The sequence below is a fragment of the Aminobacter sp. BE322 genome (assembly GCF_050433525.1).
Classification (GTDB): domain Bacteria; phylum Pseudomonadota; class Alphaproteobacteria; order Rhizobiales; family Rhizobiaceae; genus Aminobacter.
Genome location: NZ_JBNPXB010000002.1, coordinates 38009 through 61013 on the forward strand (window position 1 = coordinate 38009; position 23005 = coordinate 61013).

Sequence of the window (23005 nt, forward strand, 5' to 3'; positions counted from 1 at the left end):
ACCCATTGCGGACAGGTGCGAGTTTGCCACGTCCCCATGGCAGGAATCCAGCGCCGCTGCAAATGCTGCGGCGCCGGGCGCCCTGTTCTTCACACAATCAGAACGGATTCCACGTCGGCTGCTGGGTCAACTTGAGGTAGCCGAGGTTGATACCCAGGCGCGCGCCGACGCCCGTGCGCACCGGCACCAGCAGGATATTGCCGCGCTTGAGCACGTTGAAGCCGACGCCCGCGACCACATAGGCCGAGCCGGCGACCCCGGCGAAGCGATCGTAGAGGTTGTTCACGTCGTCGAGATTGTAGACGAGCATCATCAGGCGCGAGCCCTGGCCGCCGAAGTCCCAGCCCAGCGACGGACCCTGCCAGAACACCTTATGGTCGCCGGCATTCTTGGTGTAGAGCGTGCCTTCGCCGTAGGTGAGGCCGCCGATGAAGGCACCGGAGCCCTCCTCGCCGAGCACGTAGCCGTTCGGAAGGCCATAGGAGGAGAATATCTTCTCGACGACGCTGGCCAGGCCGCCCGACGTCGAGCCAAAGAAGCGGTGACCGGAATCGAGGATCTCCTGCGCAGTATACTCCTGCGCGCGAGACGCGGATGTCGTGAACGCCAGCACGCCGGCAAGGACGAACATCGCGGCAAAGAGCCGGGCGAACGTCCGGCCATAGAAACGGGAAATCATACTTCCAAATCTCCGTCAGAGAGCACACTTTCTCCGACGCCCCGAATACGCTGCCGCTCTTTCCGGCGGCTGACGAATCCAACTTCGGCAAACTATGCCGCAATCCTTTTTCAACGATTAAGCTCGCCCATGAAGATGGCGGTTCGAAGGCGGGAAGCAGGCCGAAATCCGCCCAAGCCCAGCTATTTCTCCCCGCCGTTGCCTGCTGTTCCTTGCCCGGCGCGACGGCGCTGTGTAACCAAGAGTGCAGCAGGCCGGCCCTGATTCGCATTGCGGGCTACTCGGCCTCGTCATATCGCAATGTCGTTGCCCGAGGATGCCGTTTTATGGCCGAACTGATGATGCTTTCCGCCCCCGATCTCGCAGCCTTGCTGTGCAGCCGGGTCTGCCACGACATCATCTCCCCGGTCGGTGCCATCAACAACGGCCTCGAACTGCTTGACGAAGGCGGCGCCGACGAGGACGCCATGCGCCTCATCCGCGCCAGCGCCCGCAACGCCTCGGCGCGCCTGCAATTCGCCCGCATCGCCTTCGGCGCAGCCGGCTCCGCCGGCATGCTGATCGACACCGGCGACGCCGAAGCGGTCGCAACCTCGTTCCTCAAGAACGAGAAGCCGGAACTGACCTGGACGGGCGGCCGCGCGCTCCTGCCCAAGAACAAGGTCAAGTTGCTGCTCAACCTTCTGCTCGTCGCCAATGCCGCGATCCCGCGCGGCGGCAAGCTCGGCGTGACGCTGGAAAACCTTGAAACCGCGCCGAAGTTCACGCTTTCGGCCTCGGGCCCGATGCTGCGCGTGCCGCCGAAGTTCCTCGAACTGCACTCCGGCCACAAGCCGGACGAGCCGATCGACGCGCATTCGGTGCAGCCCTACTACACGCTGCTGCTCGCCCGCGAGGCCGGCATGACCATCTCGATCCATGCAACGCCCGAAGAGATCATCCTCGCCGCCGAATAGGGCGCCTCGGGCAAACGACCTGCGACGGCTGCGCTCGCCTGAGGGGTAGCCGTGCCAGCCGAGAGGCGGCTGCACCGCCCTGGCCGGCGGCCTTTGCAAGAATTTTACCATTCGGCTTTTCGGCTTCTTTACGGGCCCGCGCTAAGTTGCGCCGATTACCCAGGCGCGCCCGCCGCGCCCGGTCCCGCAAAGAGGAACGGGAAATGAAACGCTGCCTTTTCGTCGATGATTCGAGCGTCATCCGCAGGGTCGCCAAGCGCATCCTGAGCAGCCCCGACATGTCGGTGGTCGAGGCCGCGACCGGCGCCGAGGGTCTCGACATGTGCTCCTTCGACATGCCCGACATCATCGTCGTCGACAGCGCGCTCGAGGACATGAGCGCCGTGGACTTCATCCGCCGCGTCCGCGCCATGCACGGACGGGTCAAGCCGCAGATCGCGATCTGCCTGACCGAGGTCGACGTCGGCGCCATCATGCGCGCCAAGCGCGCCGGCGCCCAGGGCTACCTTCTGAAGCCGTTCACGCGGCCGCAACTGCTCGACCGCTTCAATGCCTTCTCGGTCGCCGCCTGAGCAGCGCCGACGTCAAAAAAGAAAGCCCGGCACGAAGGCCGGGCTTTGACCGAGGTGGAAGCGTAGTCAGGCGATTTCGCGCAGGTCTTCCGGCTCGCGCAGCACATAGCCGCGGCCCCAGACCGTCTCGATGAAGTTCTGGCCGCCCGAAGCGGCGTCGAGCTTCTTGCGCAGCTTGCAGATGAAGACGTCGATGATCTTCAGCTCCGGCTCGTCCATGCCGCCATAGAGATGGTTGAGGAACATTTCCTTGGTGAGCGTGGTGCCCTTGCGCAGCGAGAGCAGCTCCAGCATCTGGTATTCCTTGCCGGTCAGGTGCACGCGCTGGCCGCCGACCTCGACCGTCTTGGCGTCGAGATTGACGATCAGGTCGCCGGTCATGATGACCGACTGGGCGTGTCCCTTCGAACGGCGGACGATGGCATGGATGCGCGCCACGAGTTCGTCCTTGTGGAAAGGCTTGGTCATGTAGTCGTCGGCGCCGAAGCCGAGGCCGCGCACCTTGTCCTCGATACCGGCCATGCCGGACAGGATCAGGATCGGCGTCTTGACCTTGGACAGGCGCAGCGTCCGCAGAACCTCGTAGCCGGACATGTCCGGAAGGTTCAGGTCGAGGAGAATGATGTCGTAGTCGTAAAGCTTGCCGAGGTCGACGCCCTCTTCGCCGAGATCGGTCGTATAGACGTTGAAGCTTTCCGATTTGAGCATCAGTTCGATGCTCTGTGCGGTTGCACTGTCGTCTTCTATCAGCAGAACGCGCATTTAAATCCCCTTTTCTGCTGCCGGAATGTCTTCGCGGTCCAATTCACGCCGGCGCAGTGCGTGCTTGAATCGGAGGCTGCCATCGAATGGTTAACAAAACCTAATTTCGTATGGAAGACCATATCAGAAATTTTAACCGGCGGATACACCCTCTTGAATCTAAACATGAATCACACGGTCAACATCTTAACGCCATGCATTAACTAGGTTGCCTAAGCGACTCCGGAGACCGCCCCTGCCCGGTCACGCCAAAAACTGGAATCTTTACCGGGCCTTAAGTCTCGCGAGATATGATTAACGATGCCCGTAAACGAATGGTTACCGGCGGAGAAAAACTTTAAAAGTTTGTTTTCCATTGCCGGCCATTCGGGGTCACATCGTCCGCAGCGCGGCTCCGTTGCGCGGTGGCGGGCGATTTGGAGTGCGTTTTTCGGTGTTCGGGAGTATCGCGTCATGAAGTCACGGGAGAACCTGGTCAGGCTCAAGCAGTTTCAGGTGAACGAAAAGCGCCGGCAACTGATGCAGCTTGATTCGATGATCGCCGAATTCGATCGAATGGCGAACGAACTGGAATTGCAGATCGTCGCCGAGGAAAAGAAGGCTGGGATCACCGATCTCAATCATTTCGCCTATCCGACGTTCGCCAAGGCCGCGCGCCAGCGCCGCGACAATCTGAAGAACTCCCAACATGACCTGGCGCAACAGCGCGCCGCAGCTGAAGCCTTACTCGCCGAAGCTGAAGCGGAGCTGTCCAAGGCGGAAATGCTGGAAACGCGCGACCGCAACGCACGCGACGCCGACAGCAGCGGCCGCAGCGCGATGATCGGCTAGCCCAGCCGACGAACATTCGGCAGGTGCGTGGCCCTCAGCCGGCCACCTCAGCATCCAGATCCGCAAGCTCGCCCTCCCCGGCAGGCGGCCGCGCCCGCGCGCCGCGTATCTCCGGCACAAGCTGCGCCGCCCATACCCTGATCTGAGCCTGCCCCTGGAAGAGGCCGCGGCCGCGCATGACTTCCTGGCGACGAAGCCGAAAGGCAAGGTGGAGCTGACGCTCTGAGTTTCGCCTTGTCGGAAATGAAAAAAGGCGCGGAAACGAAAAAGGGTGCGGCGTGCCGCACCCTTTCCATTGATTGGCCTCTGCGGCCGGTGTCAGTGACGGTATTGCTGGATGCGCGTGGTGCGCAGGCCGGCAAGGCCGTATTCGTCGATGGATGCCTGCCAGGAGAGGAACTCCTCGGTCGTCAGCTTGTAGCGCTGGCACGCCTCGTCGAGGCTGAGCAGCCCACCCCTGACGGCGGCAACCACTTCCGCCTTTCGGCGGATAACCCACCGGCGTGTGTTGCTCGGGGGCAGATCGGCAATCGTAAGCGGGCTGCCGTCAGGCCCGATGACATATTTGACACGCGGTCTAACCAGATCGGTCATCGTACTCTCTACTAAAAACTCAAAGACCCAATCACCCGCCACACTAACGCCACAGCTTTAAAAATTGCCTAAGCGTAGGCTAAGGGGTAAGTAACGAACCTGAACGGACCGTTAGAGCATCGGTCCGCATTTTAACCATCAGCCCGATTGCCTGGTTTTTCGCGCCGCGCGGCGCGCCTGCCCGGCGTGGGTGGCACCGCGGCAATGCTTGACCTATATTGCAGCCATTGGCAGTGAGCCGACCATAGACAGCGGAACGCAATCCCGATGAACAGCCTGGACCTTCCCGGACGCCCCGAAGACACCCGCGTGGTCGTTGCCATGTCGGGCGGCGTGGATTCCTCCGTGGTCGCGGGCCTGCTGAAGCAGGAAGGCTACGACGTCGTCGGCGTGACGCTGCAGCTCTACGACCATGGCGCGGCCACCCATCGCGCCGGCTCGTGCTGTGCCGGCCAGGACATCGCCGACGCCCGCCGCGTCTCCGAGACGCTCGGCATCCCGCACTACGTGCTCGACTACGAGGAGCGCTTCCGCAAGGCCGTGATCGACCCGTTCGCCGAGAGCTATGTCGCCGGCGAGACGCCGATCCCCTGCGTGTCGTGCAACCAGACTGTCAAGTTCGCCGACCTTCTGGCCACCGCGCGAGAACTCGGCGCCGATGCGCTCGCCACCGGCCACTACATCCGCTCGCGCCAGAACGGCGCCCACCGCGCGCTCTACCGCCCGGTCGACGCCGACCGCGACCAGAGCTACTTCCTGTTCGCCACCACGCAGGAGCAGATCGACTATCTGCGCTTTCCCCTCGGCGGCATGTCCAAGCCCGACGTCCGCTCCGCTGCCGAGCGCATGGGCCTGACGGTCGCCGCCAAGCAGGACAGCCAGGACATCTGCTTCGTGCCGCAGGGCAAGTATTCCGACATCATCGCCAAGCTCCGGCCCACCGCCGCCAACCCCGGCGACATCGTCCACATCGACGGCCGCGTGCTCGGCCGCCACGAGGGCATCCTGCGCTACACCATCGGCCAGCGCCGCGGCATCGGCATCGCCTCGGGCGAGCCGCTCTACGTCGTGCATATCGATGCCGAGCGGGCGCGCGTCATCGTCGGCCCGCGCGAGGCGCTGGAGACGCACAAGATCTTCCTGCGCAACATGAACTGGCTCGGCGACGGGCAGCTTGCGGAGGTGCCGGCAGGCGGCCTCGAGATGTTCGCCAAGGTGCGCTCGTCGCGCCCGCCCCGCCCGGCGGTGCTGCACCACCAGAACGGCGCCACCTGGGTCGAGCTGTCGGACGGCGAGTCGGGCATCGCCCCCGGCCAGGCCTGCGTGCTCTATTCCGACGACGGCAACGAGGCGCGCGTCTTCGGCGGCGGCTTCATCGAGCGCTCCGAGCGGCGCGCCGACGCCGAGGCCATGCTGACCAAGCTGGCCGCCATGCCGGGCCCGATCGCGGCGGAATAACCTCCACTCCGATGCTGGAAGCGGCCAAGCGCTGGGCACGGCAGCTGAAGCGCGACGTGGTGGCGCTCTATGTTGCCGCGCGCAGCCCGCTGACACCCTGGCACGCCCGCGTCGCGGCCGCCTGCGTGGCAGCCTACGCGCTGAGCCCGGTCGACCTCATTCCCGATTTCGTGCCCGTGCTGGGCTATCTCGACGACCTTCTGATCGTGCCTCTGGGCATCTGGCTGGTGATCCGCATGATCCCGGCCGAGCTGATGGCCGGCTTCCGCGCCCAGGCAGCCGATATCACCGCCAGGCCGCGAAGCATGGCCGGCCTCGCTTTTGTCGTCGTGGTGTGGATGGCTTCGCTCGCCCTGGCGGGATGGTGGGCGGTCAGGGCACTAGGGGCATAGGGCAGCAGAGGAGGCACTGGGCAACACCGCCCTACTCCCCTACTCCCCTACTCCCCTATTCCCTTACTTCCCTACTCCCCTAACCTCAGTCGTGCGTAACCGTGCCGGCCGTCAGGATCCTGAGCACGCCGATCGCCTCGTCGCCGCCCGTACGCGGCTCCTCGCGCGTTTCGATGCAGTGGATGAAGTGCTCGAGCTCGCGGGTCAGCGGCATCGCATTCTCGATCGGAATGTAGGTCGGGTCCTTCATGGTCGACGTCCACAACCCGCCATCCTCCTGCCAGACGGCGTGGCGGTAGACGGCGAGCTTGCGCTCCTGCGGCTCGACGTCGTCGAACACCGCCATCGCCTTGGTGCCGACCACCGACAGGCGGCGCTCGCGATAGGGGTTGAGGCGCGAGGCGAAGAGATGGCCGCGCAGGCCGTTGGGAAAGCGCATGTGCAGATGCGCGAAATCGCTGAGGTGGTTGAGCAGTGCCGCCCCCTCGCCCCGGACCTCGACCGGGTCGGTGCCGGTGATGGCGAGGATCATCGAAAGGTCGTGCGGCGCGAGATCCCACAGCGCGTCGTTCTCGGCGTGGAACTTGCCGAGGCCGAGGCGGTGGGAGTGGATGTACCCGACCTCGCCGAGTTCGCCGCTGTCGACCAGCGCCTTGAGGCCCTCGAAGGCCGGATGGAAGCGCAGCACATGGCCGGTCATGAACACGCGGCCGTTGTCCCGCGCGGCCTTGACTGCACGTTCGGCGTCCGCCACCGTCAGCGCGATCGGCTTCTCGACCAGCACGTCCTTGCCTGCCTCGACCGCGCGCACGGCGAAATCGGCATGGAACTGCGGCGGCAGCGCCATGACGATGGCATCGACATCGTCGCGCACCATCAGCTCGTCGGGCGTGACGGCGATGCAGCCATGCTCGCCGGCAAAGCGTTGCGCGCGCGCCGGATCGACGTCGGAGACGGCATGGAGTGCGCCGAGAGACTTCAGGGTGCGGATGTGGTTGCCGCCCCAGTAGCCGCATCCAAGGACTGCAATACGCGGTTTCATCGGGCTCTTTCCTGGGGAAAATCTGCGGCAGACATAATCGCCGCCGAGGGTGAACTCAACCCCGCAGCCCGTGCCATTTCGGCCCAAGACGTGAAGAAACAGCAACTTGCGAATTTCGCAAATGAAGCCGTCATCCGCGCTTGACAGGTTCGCCCCGCCAACCTTATATCCGCCCGACCTTGGCGAACGCTTCGACGCCTGCCCCATCCGAGGGTGGAAGATCGGACCATCGCCGGCCCTGGCGGGGTAGCTCAGTTGGTTAGAGCACGGGAATCATAATCCTGGGGTCGGGGGTTCAAGTCCCTCTCCCGCTACCAAGTCCCCAAATATACGACCGGAGACCTGACAACGCTCCGAACGGTTGTCGATGGCATCGTCGGCTTGCTCATTCGGAAGCCTCGAGTTGCCGCTTGCCGGCCGCAACGGCACCCGGTCGAGCGTCCCTGTCGGCTAACGCTCGCTCGGTTGCGCCGTTTGTCGTCACCCCCAGCCGTGACAGACTCGCCATGCTGCCCAAAAGCGCAGCGGCCGCAGCAACCCACATCGCTATCGCCGCGCCGGGAGAGCCAAGCGACGTGAACAGGGCGGCCACCAGGCCGGCGCCGAAGGACTGCCCCAAGACGCCGCAGACGCTGGACATGCCGCCCGCGCTGCCGCTTCGCTCGCGTGGCGCAGCCGTCATGATCGCCCGCATGTTGGGCGACTGGAAAAGCCCATAGCCAAAGCCGCAGAACGCCATGCGCCAGGCAATATCGATAGCGGTCGGCGCGTTCGGCAGCGTGGCGAGCAGGACCAGCCCGAGGCTCAGGACAACCAGCCCGACGCCGCCCAGCGCTCCCGCCGGCACCCGGTCGGACAGACGGCCCGCCAAGGGTGCCGCCAATGCGACGGCCGCGGGCCAAGGCGTGATCAGAAAACCCGTCTCCACCTGAGAATAGCCGTAGAGAGCCTGGAGCATGAAGGGAAGCGACACGAAGGCCACCGTCTGCGCGAGGAAGGCCAGGAAGGAGGTCAGCACCGACAGCCCGAACATCGGCCGGCGCAGCAGGTCGACCGCCAGGATCGGTGCCGGGCTACCAGCCTGGCGCCTCATCAGCAGGGCCAGGCTGCCTGCGGCGGCAAGTGTCGCCAGCGCCGGTGTCGTCCATGGGGCGCCCTGCGTTGCCGTGCTCAAGGCAAAGACGGTCGAGGCGAGGAACGTGGCGCAAAGCCCCGCGGCCAGGCCGTCGAACCGGCGGGTGCTGCGCGGCGTAGCAGGAAGGGCGTATAGCCCCATTGCAATGCCGACGATGCCGATGGGCACGTTGACCAGGAACAGCCAATGCCAACTCGTCATGCTGAGGATGGCCGAAGCTGCCGATGGTCCTGCAGCGAAGGAGGTCGCGACGACAAAGGCGTTGAGCCCCATGCCGCGCCCGAGCATGGCTTGCGGGAAGATGAACCGGGTCATCGCCAGGCCGATGCCCAGGATTCCGGACGCGCTCACGCCTTGAAGGATGCGCCCCGCAACCAGCCACTCGAGCGATGGCGCAAGACCGCAGATGAGCGAGGCAAACGTGAACAGGACGAGCCCGCACATCGAGATGCGGCGCAGCCCGATGATTTCTCCAAGCGCGGCAGCAGGCAGCAGCGAGGCGGCCATCGCCAGCTGGTAGGCACTGACCACCCAGATCGACTGGGCTTCGGTGGCGCCGATGTCTCGTGCGATCGTCGGGAGGGCGGTGTTGGCGATGGCCACGTCGAGATTGGCCATGGACACGTTCATCATCACGGCCACGGCGGCGATCGTCCGTTCCGGCAGAGGCAGGCCCTCACCTGGGGTCGGAACATGCTTGAGCCGGAATGCGAACACGTGTCTGCCCTCGTGCGATGCCCGCTTCGGCGCCATATCGTTTCAATGGAGGAAGCTTGGGGCCCGCCTATTGCGGACACGGACGGTTAGTTCTTGCGTTTTGCATGCGCAAATTAGATGTTTTGATAAATTTCATGCAGAAATTGGATGGAGGGACATGTTCGATCCCAGGCTGCTGCGAGCCTTCGTGATGATCGTCGATTGCGGCAGCTTCACCACGGCGGCCGAACGTCTTCACATGACCCAGTCGACGATCAGCCAGCAACTGGGACGGCTGGAGGACGCCGTCGGGCGGGAACTGATCGACAGGGCGGCCAGACCGGTTCGCGTGACCGCGACGGGTGAACGGCTGCTCGGCCATGCACGCCGCATCCTTGCCCTGCAGACCGAGGCGCTGAGCCTGCTGGCGGACACTTCCGGCACGACTTCGATGAGGGTCGGGATGCCCGACGACATCGCCACGCCCGAGATGGTGCGGGTCTTTGCAGCCCTTGCAAACCGCCACAGACAGGTGCGCATCGACGTCACGACCGGGCTGAGCCTCGACCTGACCAGGCGCTATCGCGGCGGCGAGTTCGACATCGTGGTGGTCAAGGAAGCGGCGGCCAGTTCCGACCACTTCGCCACGTTTCCCGAGCCCATCGCCTGGTTTGCATCAGCCGATCCCGACATCCTGTTTTCGGATCCGCTGCCGCTGGTGGCATTCCCGCCGGGAGGGCTATACCGCGACGCCATGTTCGAGCGTATCGAGCGCGAACGCAGGCGCTGGTACGTCGCCTTCACCAGCAGCAGCCTTCAAAGCGTGCTTTCGGCCGTCGAGGCGGGGCTCGGCCTTTCGCTGCTCCCCGTCGGAACCACGAAGGGCCGAAAGGTCAGGCAATCGCCAGACTTCGGCATGGAACCTCCGATGGTGGTCTCGATCTACTCCTGGGAGAGAGGCGGACTGGTCGGCGAACTCACCGACGAGATGAGCGGGATCTTGAGTGCCCGATTCTTGGGCGCCTGACGCCGAGCACTCCGCCTCCATCCCGCGGTCATCGCTCAGCCGGGCAGCGCCAATCTCTCACCAACGAGCGCCGTCCAGTAGCGAACGCCATGGAGGATGGCGCCGTCGTTGAAGTCATAGGCAGGATTGTGCAGCCCGGCAGAGTCGCCGTTGCCCAGCCAGATGATCGCCCCGGGCCGCTTCTCCAGCATGTAGGAGAAATCCTCCGCACCCATCGTGCACTGACAATTGCCGTTGACGCGGTCTGATCCCGCGACTTGCGAGGCGGCCGTGATCGCGACTTTGGTCATCTCCGGGTCGTTGACCGTGACCGGGTAACCGGGGCGCCAGTCGATTTCGGCCTGGGCCTCGAAGAGCCGGGCGGTGTTGGCGACGATGTCCCTGAAACGCTGCTCGATGGCCTTGCGCGTGGCCGGATCGACCGTCCGTATCGTGCCGCCGACGACGACCTGCTCCGGAATGACGTTCAGTGCTGCGGCATTGCCGCCGGAAATGTAGGTGACCGACACGACGACCGGGTCGAAGGGGTCGACATGGCGCGAAGCGATCGACTGGAGCGCCGTCACCAGATGGGCGCTGACCAGGACGGGGTCGCGCGATTCATGGGGCGAGGCGGCATGGGCACCCTTGCCGCGCAAGGTGACGACGAAGCGGTCGGCGGCTGCCAGCATCGGCCCTGGCCGGATCGCGAACGAACCGACCGGCAGGCCCGGCTCGTTGTGCATGCCGAACACCTCCTCGATGCCGAAGCGCTCCAACAGCCCCTCCTCGATCATCACGCGCCCGCCGGCGCCACCCTCCTCGGCCGGCTGGAAGATGAGCACGACCGTTCCGGCGAAATCCCGCGTGGAGACGAGATGGCGCGCGGTGGCGAGCAGCATCGCGGTGTGGCCGTCATGGCCGCATGCGTGCATCCTGCCGTCGATCTTCGAGGCGTGCGGCAGGTTGGTCTGCTCGCTCATCGGCAGCGCATCCATGTCGGCGCGCAAGCCGATGGTGCGCCCCTCGCCCAGCCTGCCCTTCACCACGGCGACAACGCCCGTCTTCGCGATTCCGGTGACGACTTCGTCGCAGCCGAACGACCTGAGTTTCTCCGTGACGAAGGCCGACGTCTTGGGCAGGTCGAACAGAAGCTCGGGATTCTCGTGCAGGTGGCGGCGCCACTGGGCGGCTTCTTCGGCAATGGCTTCGATCGTGTCCGTGGTCGGCATCTCGTCCTCTTTCTGTCGGCTGGAAGGGCTGAATGCGCAGCAAACCGCAGGCTTTCCGCGCCGACGCTTGCGCGCACAACGTATGCCCACGCCCTAAAATGAAACGCTTGCCTTCACAATACGCCAGTGCGACAGACTGGCCCAAACCAAGACTGACGGTACCGCCATGCCCGTGATTGAACAGATTGCCCAGTTCGCCGACGATCTCACCGCGATACGGCGGGACTTCCACCAGCACCCCGAACTGGGCTTCGAGGAACATCGCACTTCCCAGCGCGTGGCGGATCTGCTCGCCAGTTGGGGCGTCACCGTCGAGCGCGGCATCGGCGGAACCGGCCTGGTCGGCGTCATCGAAGGGACGCGACCGGGGCGCAGCATCGGCTTGCGGGCCGACATGGATGCCCTGCCGATGGAGGAACTGACCAACCTGGCATATGCGTCGAAGAACCCGGGCGTCTTCCACGGCTGCGGTCACGACGGGCACACCACCATGCTGCTAGGTGCCGCGCGATACCTCGCCGGCAACCGCGATTTCGCGGGCCGTGCCGTGCTGATCTTCCAGCCGGCGGAGGAAGGGCTCGGCGGCGCCCGTGCCATGCTGCGCGACGGCCTGTTCGATCGCTTCCCCTGCGACGAGCTGTATGGAATGCACAATTCTCCCTACCAGGGGCATTCGCAACTGACGATCCGGCCGGGCAAGGCGCAGGCCGGCGCGAGCTTCTTCGACATCACGCTGCATGGCCGCGGCAGCCACGGTGCGATGCCCCAGGCCAGCCGCGATCCCATTACCATCGGCTCGGGCCTGGTGAAGGAGATGCAGGAGATCGTCTCGCGCAACACCGACCCGACGCATCCCGCCGTGGTTTCGGTCACGCAGTTCCATGCCGGTTCCGCCTATAACGTCATCCCGGAGACCGCGGTCCTGCGCGGCACCTTCCGCTACTTCGACGAAGCCGACGGCGTGATGATCGAGAACCGCATCCGCAAGCTTTGCGCCGGTTTCGCCCTCGCCCACGAAATCGAAATCGTGGCCGACATCCGCAACATCTTCGACGTCCTATCCAACGATCCGGAACGGGTGGGCAACCTCATCGAAGTCGCACGAGAGATCGTCGGCGAAAAGGCTCAGCCGAACGCCGAGCTCACCATGGGATCGGAGGACATGGCCGATCTCCTGCGCGTCGTGCCCGGCGCATTCTTCAATCTCGGCCATGGCGGCACCGTTCCGCTGCACAATCCCGGCTTTATTTTCGACGACACGATCCTGCCGGTCGGCGCCAGCCTGCTGGCCCGCCTCGTCGAGGTGCGCGGCGCCGCCTGACGGCAACTGCGCCAGCAAAATCAATTCCTTGATCTGAGGACTTAGCCTTCCTCGGCGTCATCGCCGGGCCGGGCGGAGCTTTGCGTGTGCGACCCCATGCCGCCGACGGCCCGTTGCCTCGGGAAGTCGGCTCATTTTTTTAGCTTGACCGAATGAACGGACGAGAGCATTAGTTTCATTATATGGAACTCAAGTTCCATTTTATGGAACGACTCGGAGGAGCAATGTCGGTCCTGCAGAATGCCGCGGACGTGCTGAGGTGCTTCGGCAACGACTGTCCCGATCTCACGGTTTCGGACGTCGTGCGGATGCTCGGCATGCCCAAGGCCAACGCCTCGCGTCTCTTGAAGGCGATGCGCGAGGCCAACATGCTCGAGACGATCGGTGATACCCATCGCCATCGCCCGGGCCGCCTGATGCTCGACCTCGCTGCCGCCTACCGCCGCTCATCGGTGCTGATCGGCAGGGCCAGCGAAGTCGTCGCCGAAGCGAGCAACACATTCGGACACACCGGCTACATTTCCGTTCGCGACGGCAAGGAAGTGACTGCCGTGGCCGACTTCCAGGGCACCAACGCGCTGCGCGTCGTCAGCAATATCGGCCGCCGGCTGCCCGCCCATCTCAGCGCGACCGGCAGGACGCTTCTGGCACGACTCGGCGAGGATGAGGTGCGCGCGCTCTACGCCGGGCATGGCGCGCTGGCGGACCTGACCGACCAGCTGTCGAAAGTGCGGCATCAAGGTTTCGCATATTCGAGCCAGGAGGCGACGCCCGGCGTCGACGCCATCGCGATCGCCGTCGCCGATCCCCGTACCGACGAGGCAGTCAGCCTTTGCATCGTCTACCCCCATGCCCTCGTGGACGACAAAGGTCGCGACGAGATGATCGCGGCCCTCGCAAGAGGGGCTGCCCGCATTGCCGAAGACCTGGGCGACAGCGCCTTCGTCGCCCCCCGGATCTGAACAAAAGGACATCATGGAATGAGCGATCTCCCGAACCGCTGGCGCGTGGGGTTCGACATCGGTGGAACCTTCACCGACTTCGTGCTCTATGACCGCAAGAACCACTCCGTCACGCTTCACAAGCGGCTGACCACGCCGCACGACCCCTCCCAGGCCGCCCTTCTTGGCCTGCAGGAGCTGCTTGCACTGCAGGACATCACGCATGGCGACGTCGGCGAGATCGTCCACGGCACGACGCTGGTCACCAACGCCGTCATCGAGCGCAAGGGCGCACCGGTCGGCCTCATCACGACGCGCGGCTTCCGCGACCTGCTCGAGATGGGCACGGAACAGCGTTACGACATCTACGACCTCTTCGTCTCGTTCCCCGATCCGATGGTCAGCCGCGACCTCAGGCTGGAGGTCGATGAGCGCATGAACGCCTCGGGCGAGGTGGAAACACCCCTCGACGAGGCCCAGGTCCTGCTGGCGGCGAAATCGCTGGTCGCCAAGGGCTGCGAAGCCGTGGCCATCGCCTTCATACATTCCTACGCCAATGCTTCGCACGAGCGTCGCGCCGCCGAGATCATCCGGGCCGCCTTCCCCGAACTCTCGATCTCGCTGTCGAGCGAAGTCGTGGCGGAAATGGGCGAATACCAGCGTACGGTCACGACCTGCGCCAATGCCTTCGTGCAGCCCCTGATGCACCGCTACCTGACCAAGCTGGAGAAATCCCTGCGCAGCGCAGGCTTCGCCGGCTCGCTGCGGCTCATGCATTCCGCCGGCGGGCTCATGTCGCTCGAAACCGCGCGCGACTTCCCGATCCGGTTGCTTGAAAGCGGTCCGGCGGGCGGCGGGCTCGCCACCGCACTGTTCGGTCACGGTGCAGGGCTTTCCGACGTCATTTCCTTCGACATGGGCGGCACCACCGCCAAGGCCTGCATGATCGAGAACGGCCGCGCCGAGATCTCGCCGATGATGGAGGCCGCGCGCGTCCATCGCTTCGTCAAGGGCTCGGGCCTGCCCATCAAGGCGCCGGTGATCGAGATGATCGAGATCGGCGCCGGCGGCGGTTCGATCGCGGCCATCGACGACGTCGGCCTCTTGAAGGTTGGGCCACATTCCGCGAGCTCCGATCCGGGCCCGGCCTGCTATGGCATGGGCGGCAAGCAGCCGACCGTCACCGACGCCAACCTCACGCTCGGCTACTACGATCCAAACTTCTTCCTCGGCGGCCGCATGAAGCTCGACCTCGAGGCCGCCCGCACTGCGATTTCGCATGTGGCCAAGCCCCTCGGCCTGTCCATCGAAGAAGCCGCGCTCGGCATCCACAAGGTCGTCGTCGAAAGCATGGCCTCGGCGGCGCGCGTCCACCTCGTCGAACGCGGCAAGGACCCGCGCGAATACTCCATGGTGGGCTTCGGCGGCGCCGGCCCTGCGCATGCGGTCGACGTGGCGCGCGCCATGGGCATCAGCTCGGTGCTGATCCCGCCTGCATCGGGCGCCGCGTCCGCGCTCGGCTTCCTCGCCGCTCCGCTGTCCTTCGAAGGCGTGCGGTCGCTGCGCGTCGAACTGAAGCCCGGCTTCGATGCCGAGGCGGTCAACGGGCTGCTGGCGGACCTCGAGAACGAAGGTCGCCACCAACTTACCCGCTCGGGCATCGAGCCGGGGGATACCGTGGTCGAGCGCAGCGCCGACATGCGGCTCGTCGGGCAGATGCACGACATCAGCGTGCCGCTTCCGGTCACCGCGCTCGGCGAAGCCGACCTGCCGGCGATCCGCGAGGCCTTCGTTCGCGCCTATTCGGCCCGCTATGCCGCACCTTTCGAGGGCGCGCGCTTCGAATCCGTCAATTTCCGCGTTCGCGTCGCGGGCCCCACGCCTCAGCTTTCGCTGACGGGTGCCACGGGCGGCGGCGATACCGCGGCCCGGATCAAGGGGCACCGCACCTGCTGGTTCGACGAGGGAGAGTTCAAGACCGCGGTCTACGACCGCTATGCGCTTCGGGCCGGCGACACCATCCCCGGACCGGCGATCATCGAGGAACGGGAATCCACCACCGTCATCGGCCCGTCGGACAGCGTGACGATCGACGCCGGCCAGAATCTTTGCGTAAAGGTCGGTGCTCTCAAGGCCGTCGAGACGTTTGTCTCCGCGGACATGTCGAGGGCTGAAGCCGTGGCGCGCATCAAGGGCGACCCGATCGGCCTCGAAATCATGTGGTCGCGCCTCGTCAACGTGGTCGAGGAGATGTGGCTGACCGTGTGCCGCACCGCGTTCTCGCTGGTCATCGCCGAGGCGCAGGATTTTGCCTGCGAACTGCTCGACAAGGACGGCGAAACGCTTGCCCACAGCCCGCGCGCCATGCCGGTCTTCAACCTGACGCTGCCCCGCGCGGTCAAGGCGCTGCTGGCGCGCTATCCGGCCGAGACGCTGAAGCCGGGCGACGTGCTGATCACCAACGACCCGTGGCTCTGCGCCGGACACCTGTTCGACATCGCCATCGTCACGCCTGCCTTCCGCAACGGCCGCCTCGTCGGCCTGATGGGGACCGTCGGCCATGTCTCTGACATCGGCGGCACCAAGGACTCGCTGCATGCCCGCGAGATCTACGAGGAAGGCCTGCAGATCCCGCCGATGAAGATCTTCGAGGCGGGCAAGCCGAACGAGACGCTGATCCAGCTCATCCGCCAGAACGTCCGCAACGGCGAGCAGGTCCTGGGCGACATCTTCTCCTTCGTCGCGGCCAACGCGCTCGGCGCGGAACGGCTCGACGCCTTCATGCACGACTACGGCATGCATGATCTGGGCGCGCTGGCCGAGGTCGTCCAGGGCCTGTCGGAAAAGGCAATGCGCGACGCGATCCGGGCGCTGCCCGATGGCGAGTACCGCTCGGTCATCACCAACAACCCGCTGGGCGAGAAGATCAGCTATCCGGTCCTGGTGAAGGTCGAAGGCGATGCGATCACGGTGGATTTCGACGGCGCCCCGCCGCAGCTGCCGCAGGGCGGCCTGAACTCCACGCTCAACTACACGGCGGCGCATGCGACCTACCCGCTGAAGTGCATGCTGACGCCAACGGTGCGCGGCAATGCCGGGTGCTATCGCCCGTTCACCGTGACAGCGCCCGAGGGCTCGATCCTGAACCCGACCTATCCGGCGGCCGTGAACCTGCGCACGCGCACCGGCTGGTATCTCGCGCCGAACATCTTCGCCGCGCTTGCCGCGGCCTCGCCGGAGATGGTCCAGTCCTTCACAGGACTTGCGGTCGCAGCCAACGTCTACGGCCAGACCAGGGACGGGCAGTTCTATTCGGACATGCTCTTCTGCGGCGGCGGACAGGGTGGCTCGGAGCGCGGCGACGGCCATTCCTCCCTGCTCTGGCCGACCTCGGCCGCCAACACCTCCATCGAACTGATGGAAAGCCGCGTGCCGGTGCTGGTGCTGGAGAAGGCATTCCTCCCCGACAGCGGCGGGGCCGGCAAGAAGCGGGGCGGGCTCGGCCAGGTGGTGCGCTTCCGCAAGCGTGAGGAGGACGGGCTCGAGATGCTCGTGTCCGTCTATCCGGAAGGCGTCGACAATCCGATCGAGGGTCTGTTCGGCGGCAAGGCCGGCGGCGGGGCACGCGGGCGCGTTCTCTCCACCGACGGCCATGTGCTGCGCGATTGCGGCACCGGCGAGCTGGTTTCGCTGCACCGGACCGACCAGGTGGTGGAACTCGTGCTCGCCGGTGGCTCCGGCTACGGCCACTCCGCGGAACGCGAGCCCGCGGCGATCGCCCGCGACCTCGCCCTCGGCTTCGTGACGCCGGACCATGTGGATCTCAACTATCGCAAGGAGCCGGGAATTCCCGGCACTGTCGCGCCACAGGAAAACGTGGCCTGGGCCTAGCGCCCCATCAGATCCGGCGGCGCCCCGCTTGGCGCCGCCCATTCGCAACGACGACCAGATATCGACATGGAGCAATGCAATGAAAGCCTCTGACCAGTTCAACATCTCGCGGCGCAGCCTGTTGGCCCTCGCCGGCGTCGGCCTCGCCACCACCGTTTTCCCCCGCCGGCTGCTGGCACAGTCGGGCGGCGTCCTGATCATCGCCGCCGGCCAGGACATCCCCAACTTCGATCCGCACACCGCGACGGGCTATTCCGCGTCCTTCTTCATGCGCAACGTCTACGACCCGCTGGTGCGCATCTCCGGCAATCCGCCGGTGCCGGCTCCCGGCATCGCCGAAAGCTGGACCGTCAGCCCCGACGGCACTGAATACACCTTCGTCCTGAACAAGGCCGCCAAGTTCCATTCCGGCAACGCCGTCACCGCCGACGACGTGGTCTATTCCTTCGGCCGCGCGCTGAAGCTCGCCAAGGGCAATTCGTGGATGATCCGCGACATCGTCACCGCCGAGGGCGTGACGGCGGTCGACGCCGGCACGGTGAAATTCAAGCTCGCGGCGCCGTTTGCGCCGTTCCTTCAGGTGCTGCCCTGGATCTTCATCGTCGAGAAGGCGGTGGTCGAGGCCAATCTCGGCAGCGACGCCGGCGAAACCTACCTGATGACCAGCACCGCAGGCTCCGGCCCCTTCGCCGTGGCCCGTGCCGAGGTCGGCACGCTCTACCAGCTCGCCCGCGCGCCCGAAGCCTGGCAGGCCGGCGGCGGCAATCTCGAAGGCGTGATCTGGCAGATCGTGCGCGAGACCGCCACGCAGCGGCTGATGATCCAGCGCGGCGAGGCCCATATCGCCACCGATCTCACCAGCGAGGACATGGACGCGCTCAAGAATGCGCCCGGCGTCGTCAGCGTCATCGAGCCGGAATACCGCACCTTCTCGATCAAGATGAACACGCAGAAAGGCCCCTGCGCCGACATCAACCTGCGCAAGGCGATTTCCTATGCCACGAACTATCAGGCGATCCTCGACGCGGCGGGCTATGCCGACCTGATGAACGGCCCGCTGCCGAAGGGAATCCTCGGCTTCGACGCCAATCTGGTCGCCTATGGCAATGACATGGCCAAGGCCAAGGAATTCATGGCGAAGTCGGCGAAGCCCGAAGGCGGCTTCAAGCTCCGGATGTTCCACGTCTCGGGTCTCGAGCAGCAGCGCCGCTGGGCACTCATCATGCTCGACAGCCTCAAGCAGCTCAACATCGAGCTCGAGATCGTGCCGATGAACTGGCCCGACATGGTGGCCGCCTGCAAGTCGCCCGAAACCTTCCCGGACCTGTTCCCGGTCTACCAGACGGCCAACTACGGCGATCCGGATAACATCGCCTATGCGGCCTACCACTCCTCGCGCAATGGCGCCTGGCAGAACGCCGTCTACAAGAACCCGGAAGTCGACGCCCTCATCGAGGCCGGGCGCAAGGAGATCGACCAGGCCAAGCGCGTGGCGATCTACGGCGAATTCCAGAAGAAGGTCGTCGAGGATGCGCCTGACGTCTTCGGCGTGCTGGAGCGCCGCAAGCTCGCCATGCGCGACACGGTGAAGGACTACCACTTCACGCCGGTCGCCTCCAACGCGATCGAGGCCTGGGGCCTGTCGCTCGGCTAAGTCGAATATTTGGCGGGCCTCCGGGCCCGCCAAATCCCTAACAGAGGACATCGGCAATGCTGCGTTTCATCCTGCGGCGGCTCCTGCTGCTCATACCGGTCATCGTCGGGCTGACGGTCATCATGTTCGGCATTGCCCGTCTTCTGCCGGGCGATCCGGTTGCGCTCGCCGCGGGTCCAAACGCCACTCAAGCCGAGATCGCGGCGCTCGCCGTGGAATACGGCCTGGATCAGCCGATCTGGGTGCAGTATGGCACTTACGTCTCAGGCCTGGTCCATGGAGACCTGGGCACGTCTCTGCTGACCCGCCGTCCCGTCGCCGCCGATATCAAAGCCTACCTGCCTGCGACCCTCGAACTCGTGTTCGCTGCGATGTTCATCGCCGTCGCGGTCGGCATCCCGCTCGGCCTCGTCACCGCCGTATGGCGCAATCGCTGGCCGGACTATCTTGCCCAGGTGGGCGCCATCGGCGCGATCTCGATGCCGCGCTTCTTCCTCGGCCTCCTCCTGCAGCTGTTCTTTGCCATGTGGCTCATGTGGCTGCCGCTCGGCGGACGCCTGCCGATCGTGGTCATTCCGCCGCGCTTCGTCACGGGGTTCCTGACCATCGATTCACTGATCGCCGGCAACTGGAATGCCTTTTTCATGTCGCTTCGCCATCTGGCGCTGCCGGCCATCGCCATGTCGCTTTCGCCGCTCGCCACCATCATGCGCATGATGCGCTCCTCGACCATCGAGGTGATGCAGCAGGACTATGTCATGACCGCCCGTGCGCTCGGCCTGCCGTCGAGGAAGATCATCACCAAATACGTCGCCCGCAACGCGGTCTCGGCGACGCTGACCGTGATCGGCCTCTATTTCGGCTGGCTGCTCGGCGGCACGGTGCTGGTCGAAACCGTGTTCGACTGGCCGGGCCTCGGCCTCTACGCCACCAAGGCCATCGTGTCGCAGGACATGATGCCGGTGATCGGCGTCGCGCTGGTGATCGGCCTGCTCTTCGTCTTCGCCAACCTCGTCATCGACCTGCTCTACGGCGTCATCAACCCCAAGGTCCGCTACTCATGACCACCACCGGGCACAACATTGCGGACGACCTCGCCACGCCTCGTCGGGACAGGCTGCGCCGCGCCATGTTCCGCTTCTCGCAGAGCCGGCTGTCCCTGCTCGGTGCGGGCATTGTCGCGATCGTGATCTTCTTCACGATTTTCGGCACCGTTCTTGCCCCCTACCCCGATCAGGTCGCGGGCAGCGTCGACACGGCCTCCCGCTTCCTGGCGCCGTCTGCGGCCCACCCCTTCGGCACCAACGAACTGGGCCAGGACGTGCTGTCGCTCGTCATGGCCGGTACGACCGTTTCGGTGCTCGCCGGCTTCGGCGTCGTGCTCATCGGCTCGGTAATCGGCACGCTGGTCGGCGCGGTGGCCGGCTTCGCCCGTGGCTGGGTCGACGAGGTGCTGATGCGATTGACCGACCTCACGCTGACCATCCCCGGCCTGATCCTTGCCATGGCGATCGCCGCGGCCCTCGGCTCGGGCTTCGGCAACATGGTCATCGCCATCGCCCTGTCGTGGTGGCCCGGCTATGCGCGACTGGTGCGCGGCGAGGTGCTGGCAGCCCGCGAGGAAGTCTATGTGACCGCAGCCCGCGCGCTCGGCGCCACGCCCAAGCGCATCCTTTTCCGCCACATCCTGCCCAACGTCGTCTCGCCGATCATCGTCAAGATGTCGCTCGACATGGGTTTTGCCATTCTCACCGTTGCCGGCCTCGGCTTCATAGGCATCGGCGTTCGTCCGCCGACGCCGGAATGGGGCACGCTGCTCTCGGTCTCGCGCTCCTACATGCCCGACTATTGGTGGACGGCGATGGCGCCGGGCATGGCGATGTTCCTGGCTGTGTTCGGCTTCAATCTTCTCGGCGACGGCCTGCGCGACGTCCTCGATCCGAAGGCGAGGCGCTGACATGACCCCTCCTCTCCTTTCGATCCGCGACCTGCACCTCAGGATGTCGAGCTTCGACGGCCGGGCGCATGTGCTGAACGGGATCAACCTCACCGTGAACCGGGGCGAGATCTGGGGTCTCGTCGGGGAAAGCGGCTGCGGCAAGTCGCTCACCGGCCTGTCGGTCTCGCGGCTGCAGCCCACGCCGCCGGCCCACTACAGCGCGGGCGAGATCCTGCTCGAAGGCCAGGACCTGCTCAAGCTCAGCCCGGCCCAGATGCAGCGCCTGCGCGGCAAGCGCATCGGCATGATCTTCCAGGACCCGACGACGAACCTCAATCCGGCCTTCCGCATCGGCGAACAGCTCGTCGACGTGGCGCTGGCCGCGGCCGAACACGATCCGGGCGTGATCGGCTGCCCGGCGGGTGCCGGCCGGCGCGAACGCCGCCAGGCCGCACGCAAGCTGGCCGGCGAGATGCTGGCGCGCGTCGGCATCCCCAACGCGCTGGCGCGGCTCGACGACTATCCGCATCAGTTCTCCGGCGGCATGCGCCAGCGCGTGCTGATCGCCATGGCCCTGATCGGACGCCCCGACCTTCTCATTGCCGACGAGCCGACGACGGCGCTCGACGTTTCGGTCCAGGCGCAGATCCTCGAACTCATCAAGAACAGCGTCAAAGACTTCGACATGGGCGTCGTGCTCATCACCCACAACCTCGGCGTCGTCGCCCAGACCTGCAGCCACGTCGCGGTCATGTATGCCGGCAACATCGTCGAAAGCGGTCCGGTCGCGGCGGTGATCGGCAACCCGGTCCACCCCTACACGCGCGCTCTGATGTCGGCGATCCCGACCCGCGAAACCAAACGTGGTGAACTGCGCGGGCTCGCCGGTTCGGTGCCGAACCTGATCACGCCGCCGCCGGGCTGCCGCTTTGCCCCGCGCTGCCAGTTCGCACTGCCTGCCTGCACCGCGGCCGTGCCGGCGCCGGTCCCCGTCGGCAACGATCATTCGGCAGCGTGCATCCGCGTGGCCGAGATGGAGGCGCTTGTCCATGAGTGACATCATGCTCGAAATCGACAACGTCTCGAAAATCTATCCCGGACGTCGCGGCATCTTCGGCAAGTCGGCCGAGGTCCATGCGCTGAAGAATGTCTCGCTCGCCGTCCGCAAGGGCGAAAGCTTCGGCCTGGTCGGCGAAAGCGGCTCGGGAAAGACGACGCTCACCCGCTCGATCCTGCATCTCGAGACGCCGACCTCGGGCAGCATCCGCGTGCAGGGCCAGGATCTCGGGAGGCTTTCCGACGCCGAGCTCAGGCGGATGCGCTCCCGCGTGCAGATCGTGTTCCAGGATCCCTATGCGTCGCTCAATCCACGCATGTCCGTCTACGATATCGTCACCGAGCCCCTGGTGATCCACCACGAAACCCTGGGGCTGACCGGCAAGCAGCGCAGCGACCGCGCCGCCGAGCTGCTTTCGCTCGTCGGCATGGGGCCGCAGCATCTCCACCGCTATCCGCACGAGTTCTCGGGCGGCCAGCGCCAGCGCATCTGCATCGCGCGCGCCCTCGCCTCGGGACCGGAGCTGCTGCTTCTCGATGAACCAACCTCGGCGCTCGACGTGTCGGTGCAAGCTCAGGTCCTCAACCTCCTGTGCGAACTTCAGGATCGTCTCGGCTTGACCTACTTCTTCATCAGCCACGACCTGGCGGTGGTGCGCTATCTCTGCGACCGCGTGGCGCTGATCAACCGCGGCGAAATCGTCGAACAGGGCGACTGCGCCGATATCTTCGACGCCCCCAAGAGCGAATATGCCCGCATGCTCATCGGCGCGATGCCCGAGGTGAAGGTGCCGGCCGGTCCGGCGAACGCCGGCATTGGCGCATAGTCCCACTCTGCGCGCCGAACA

Annotated in this window: 20 protein-coding genes and 1 tRNA gene; 15 read left to right on the forward strand and 6 right to left on the reverse strand. The window is 65.4% G+C overall.

Annotation, left to right across the window (positions count from 1 at the left end):
* Window positions 1–97: 97 nt before the first annotated feature.
* Window positions 98–679 (reverse strand): DUF1134 domain-containing protein, encoded by a 582-nt coding sequence (locus J2X50_RS04230; protein ID WP_429091948.1) that lies wholly within the window; start codon window positions 677–679, stop codon window positions 98–100.
* A 326-nt stretch (window positions 680–1005) separates the two neighbouring features.
* Here J2X50_RS04230 and chpT point away from each other — a divergent pair, with 326 nt between their 5' ends.
* Together chpT and J2X50_RS04240 are read left to right on the forward strand one after the other, a co-directional pair.
* The gene (gene chpT, locus J2X50_RS04235; protein WP_340036835.1) at window positions 1006–1635 is read left to right on the forward strand and encodes a histidine phosphotransferase ChpT; all 630 of its coding nucleotides are present in this window, start codon (window positions 1006–1008) and stop codon (window positions 1633–1635) included.
* 203 nt (window positions 1636–1838) lie between these two features.
* The gene (locus tag J2X50_RS04240) at window positions 1839–2207 is read left to right on the forward strand and encodes a response regulator (protein WP_429091950.1); all 369 of its coding nucleotides are present in this window, start codon (window positions 1839–1841) and stop codon (window positions 2205–2207) included.
* Between the two features lie 66 nt (window positions 2208–2273).
* Here J2X50_RS04240 and ctrA read toward each other — a convergent pair whose 3' ends face one another.
* Window positions 2274–2969, reverse strand: coding sequence for a response regulator transcription factor CtrA (gene ctrA / locus J2X50_RS04245; protein ID WP_340036833.1), 696 nt, complete (start codon window positions 2967–2969; stop codon window positions 2274–2276).
* Window positions 2970–3422: 453 nt separating this feature from the next.
* On the opposite strand from ctrA, the gene J2X50_RS04250 reads away from it, so the two are divergent.
* Window positions 3423–3800, forward strand: coding sequence for a flagellar export protein FliJ (locus tag J2X50_RS04250; RefSeq protein ID WP_429091953.1), 378 nt, complete (start codon window positions 3423–3425; stop codon window positions 3798–3800).
* A gap of 318 nt (window positions 3801–4118) precedes the next feature.
* Here the strand turns inward: J2X50_RS04250 and J2X50_RS04255 are convergent, their stop codons facing one another.
* Window positions 4119–4394: a DUF1153 domain-containing protein gene (locus J2X50_RS04255; protein ID WP_019173843.1), complete on the reverse strand. Its 276-nt coding sequence runs from the start codon at window positions 4392–4394 to the stop codon at window positions 4119–4121.
* Window positions 4395–4661: 267 nt separating this feature from the next.
* Here J2X50_RS04255 and mnmA point away from each other — a divergent pair, with 267 nt between their 5' ends.
* Both mnmA and J2X50_RS04265 read left to right on the forward strand, forming a co-directional pair.
* Window positions 4662–5852: a tRNA 2-thiouridine(34) synthase MnmA gene (gene mnmA / locus J2X50_RS04260; RefSeq protein ID WP_429091956.1), complete on the forward strand. Its 1191-nt coding sequence runs from the start codon at window positions 4662–4664 to the stop codon at window positions 5850–5852.
* An 11-nt stretch (window positions 5853–5863) separates the two neighbouring features.
* Window positions 5864–6244: a YkvA family protein gene (locus J2X50_RS04265; RefSeq protein WP_429091959.1), complete on the forward strand. Its 381-nt coding sequence runs from the start codon at window positions 5864–5866 to the stop codon at window positions 6242–6244.
* A gap of 85 nt (window positions 6245–6329) precedes the next feature.
* Here J2X50_RS04265 and J2X50_RS04270 read toward each other — a convergent pair whose 3' ends face one another.
* A complete protein-coding gene (locus tag J2X50_RS04270; RefSeq protein ID WP_429091962.1) occupies window positions 6330–7286 on the reverse strand; it encodes a Gfo/Idh/MocA family protein in 957 nt (318 codons plus the stop codon).
* 240 nt (window positions 7287–7526) lie between these two features.
* On the opposite strand from J2X50_RS04270, the gene J2X50_RS04275 reads away from it, so the two are divergent.
* A tRNA-Met gene (locus tag J2X50_RS04275) sits at window positions 7527–7603 on the forward strand.
* Between the two features lie 68 nt (window positions 7604–7671).
* Here J2X50_RS04275 and J2X50_RS04280 read toward each other — a convergent pair.
* The gene (locus J2X50_RS04280) at window positions 7672–9138 is read right to left on the reverse strand and encodes an MFS transporter (RefSeq protein WP_429091964.1); all 1467 of its coding nucleotides are present in this window, start codon (window positions 9136–9138) and stop codon (window positions 7672–7674) included.
* Between the two features lie 157 nt (window positions 9139–9295).
* On the opposite strand from J2X50_RS04280, the gene J2X50_RS04285 reads away from it, so the two are divergent.
* Window positions 9296–10144, forward strand: a complete 849-nt coding sequence (locus tag J2X50_RS04285) for a LysR family transcriptional regulator (protein WP_429091967.1) — start codon at window positions 9296–9298, stop codon at window positions 10142–10144.
* Window positions 10145–10179: 35 nt separating this feature from the next.
* On the opposite strand, the gene J2X50_RS04290 is transcribed toward J2X50_RS04285, so the two are convergent.
* Window positions 10180–11355: a M20 aminoacylase family protein gene (locus tag J2X50_RS04290; protein WP_429091969.1), complete on the reverse strand. Its 1176-nt coding sequence runs from the start codon at window positions 11353–11355 to the stop codon at window positions 10180–10182.
* A 166-nt stretch (window positions 11356–11521) separates the two neighbouring features.
* On the opposite strand from J2X50_RS04290, the gene J2X50_RS04295 reads away from it, so the two are divergent.
* From J2X50_RS04295 to J2X50_RS04330, 8 genes are all read left to right on the forward strand, one after another.
* Window positions 11522–12676, forward strand: a complete 1155-nt coding sequence (locus J2X50_RS04295) for a M20 aminoacylase family protein (RefSeq protein WP_429091971.1) — start codon at window positions 11522–11524, stop codon at window positions 12674–12676.
* 224 nt (window positions 12677–12900) lie between these two features.
* Window positions 12901–13638, forward strand: a complete 738-nt coding sequence (locus J2X50_RS04300; RefSeq protein ID WP_429091974.1) for an IclR family transcriptional regulator — start codon at window positions 12901–12903, stop codon at window positions 13636–13638.
* An 18-nt stretch (window positions 13639–13656) separates the two neighbouring features.
* On the forward strand, window positions 13657–17508 hold the full coding sequence (locus J2X50_RS04305; RefSeq protein WP_429091977.1) for a hydantoinase B/oxoprolinase family protein: 3852 nt from the start codon (window positions 13657–13659) through the stop codon (window positions 17506–17508).
* A gap of 79 nt (window positions 17509–17587) precedes the next feature.
* Window positions 17588–19162 carry an ABC transporter substrate-binding protein gene (locus J2X50_RS04310; protein WP_429091980.1) on the forward strand — a complete coding sequence of 525 codons (1575 nt, stop codon included), beginning with the start codon at window positions 17588–17590 and terminating at the stop codon, window positions 19160–19162.
* Window positions 19163–19218: 56 nt separating this feature from the next.
* Window positions 19219–20226: an ABC transporter permease gene (locus tag J2X50_RS04315; protein WP_429091982.1), complete on the forward strand. Its 1008-nt coding sequence runs from the start codon at window positions 19219–19221 to the stop codon at window positions 20224–20226.
* A complete protein-coding gene (locus J2X50_RS04320) occupies window positions 20223–21119 on the forward strand; it encodes an ABC transporter permease (protein ID WP_429091984.1) in 897 nt (298 codons plus the stop codon). The genes J2X50_RS04315 and J2X50_RS04320 overlap by 4 nt, the downstream gene beginning before the upstream one ends.
* Before the next feature lies 1 nt (window position 21120).
* Window positions 21121–22158: an ABC transporter ATP-binding protein gene (locus J2X50_RS04325; RefSeq protein WP_429091986.1), complete on the forward strand. Its 1038-nt coding sequence runs from the start codon at window positions 21121–21123 to the stop codon at window positions 22156–22158.
* On the forward strand, window positions 22151–22984 hold the full coding sequence (locus tag J2X50_RS04330) for an ATP-binding cassette domain-containing protein (RefSeq protein WP_429091988.1): 834 nt from the start codon (window positions 22151–22153) through the stop codon (window positions 22982–22984). Before J2X50_RS04325 ends, J2X50_RS04330 begins: the two co-directional genes overlap by 8 nt.
* Window positions 22985–23005: the final 21 nt, after the last annotated feature.

Coding starts and splice junctions, on each gene's coding strand:
- J2X50_RS04290 (WP_429091969.1), bottom strand. CDS start 11,355: ATGCCGACCACGGACACGATCGAAGCCATTGCCGAAGAAGCCGCCCAG.
- J2X50_RS04330 (WP_429091988.1), top strand. CDS start 22,151: ATGAGTGACATCATGCTCGAAATCGACAACGTCTCGAAAATCTATCCC.
- chpT (WP_340036835.1), top strand. CDS start 1,006: ATGGCCGAACTGATGATGCTTTCCGCCCCCGATCTCGCAGCCTTGCTG.
- J2X50_RS04255 (WP_019173843.1), bottom strand. CDS start 4,394: ATGACCGATCTGGTTAGACCGCGTGTCAAATATGTCATCGGGCCTGAC.
- ctrA (WP_340036833.1), bottom strand. CDS start 2,969: ATGCGCGTTCTGCTGATAGAAGACGACAGTGCAACCGCACAGAGCATC.
- J2X50_RS04265 (WP_429091959.1), top strand. CDS start 5,864: ATGCTGGAAGCGGCCAAGCGCTGGGCACGGCAGCTGAAGCGCGACGTG.
- J2X50_RS04305 (WP_429091977.1), top strand. CDS start 13,657: ATGAGCGATCTCCCGAACCGCTGGCGCGTGGGGTTCGACATCGGTGGA.
- J2X50_RS04240 (WP_429091950.1), top strand. CDS start 1,839: ATGAAACGCTGCCTTTTCGTCGATGATTCGAGCGTCATCCGCAGGGTC.
- J2X50_RS04325 (WP_429091986.1), top strand. CDS start 21,121: ATGACCCCTCCTCTCCTTTCGATCCGCGACCTGCACCTCAGGATGTCG.
- mnmA (WP_429091956.1), top strand. CDS start 4,662: ATGAACAGCCTGGACCTTCCCGGACGCCCCGAAGACACCCGCGTGGTC.
- J2X50_RS04230 (WP_429091948.1), bottom strand. CDS start 679: ATGATTTCCCGTTTCTATGGCCGGACGTTCGCCCGGCTCTTTGCCGCG.
- J2X50_RS04310 (WP_429091980.1), top strand. CDS start 17,588: ATGAAAGCCTCTGACCAGTTCAACATCTCGCGGCGCAGCCTGTTGGCC.
- J2X50_RS04300 (WP_429091974.1), top strand. CDS start 12,901: ATGTCGGTCCTGCAGAATGCCGCGGACGTGCTGAGGTGCTTCGGCAAC.
- J2X50_RS04270 (WP_429091962.1), bottom strand. CDS start 7,286: ATGAAACCGCGTATTGCAGTCCTTGGATGCGGCTACTGGGGCGGCAAC.
- J2X50_RS04285 (WP_429091967.1), top strand. CDS start 9,296: ATGTTCGATCCCAGGCTGCTGCGAGCCTTCGTGATGATCGTCGATTGC.
- J2X50_RS04320 (WP_429091984.1), top strand. CDS start 20,223: ATGACCACCACCGGGCACAACATTGCGGACGACCTCGCCACGCCTCGT.
- J2X50_RS04295 (WP_429091971.1), top strand. CDS start 11,522: ATGCCCGTGATTGAACAGATTGCCCAGTTCGCCGACGATCTCACCGCG.
- J2X50_RS04315 (WP_429091982.1), top strand. CDS start 19,219: ATGCTGCGTTTCATCCTGCGGCGGCTCCTGCTGCTCATACCGGTCATC.
- J2X50_RS04250 (WP_429091953.1), top strand. CDS start 3,423: ATGAAGTCACGGGAGAACCTGGTCAGGCTCAAGCAGTTTCAGGTGAAC.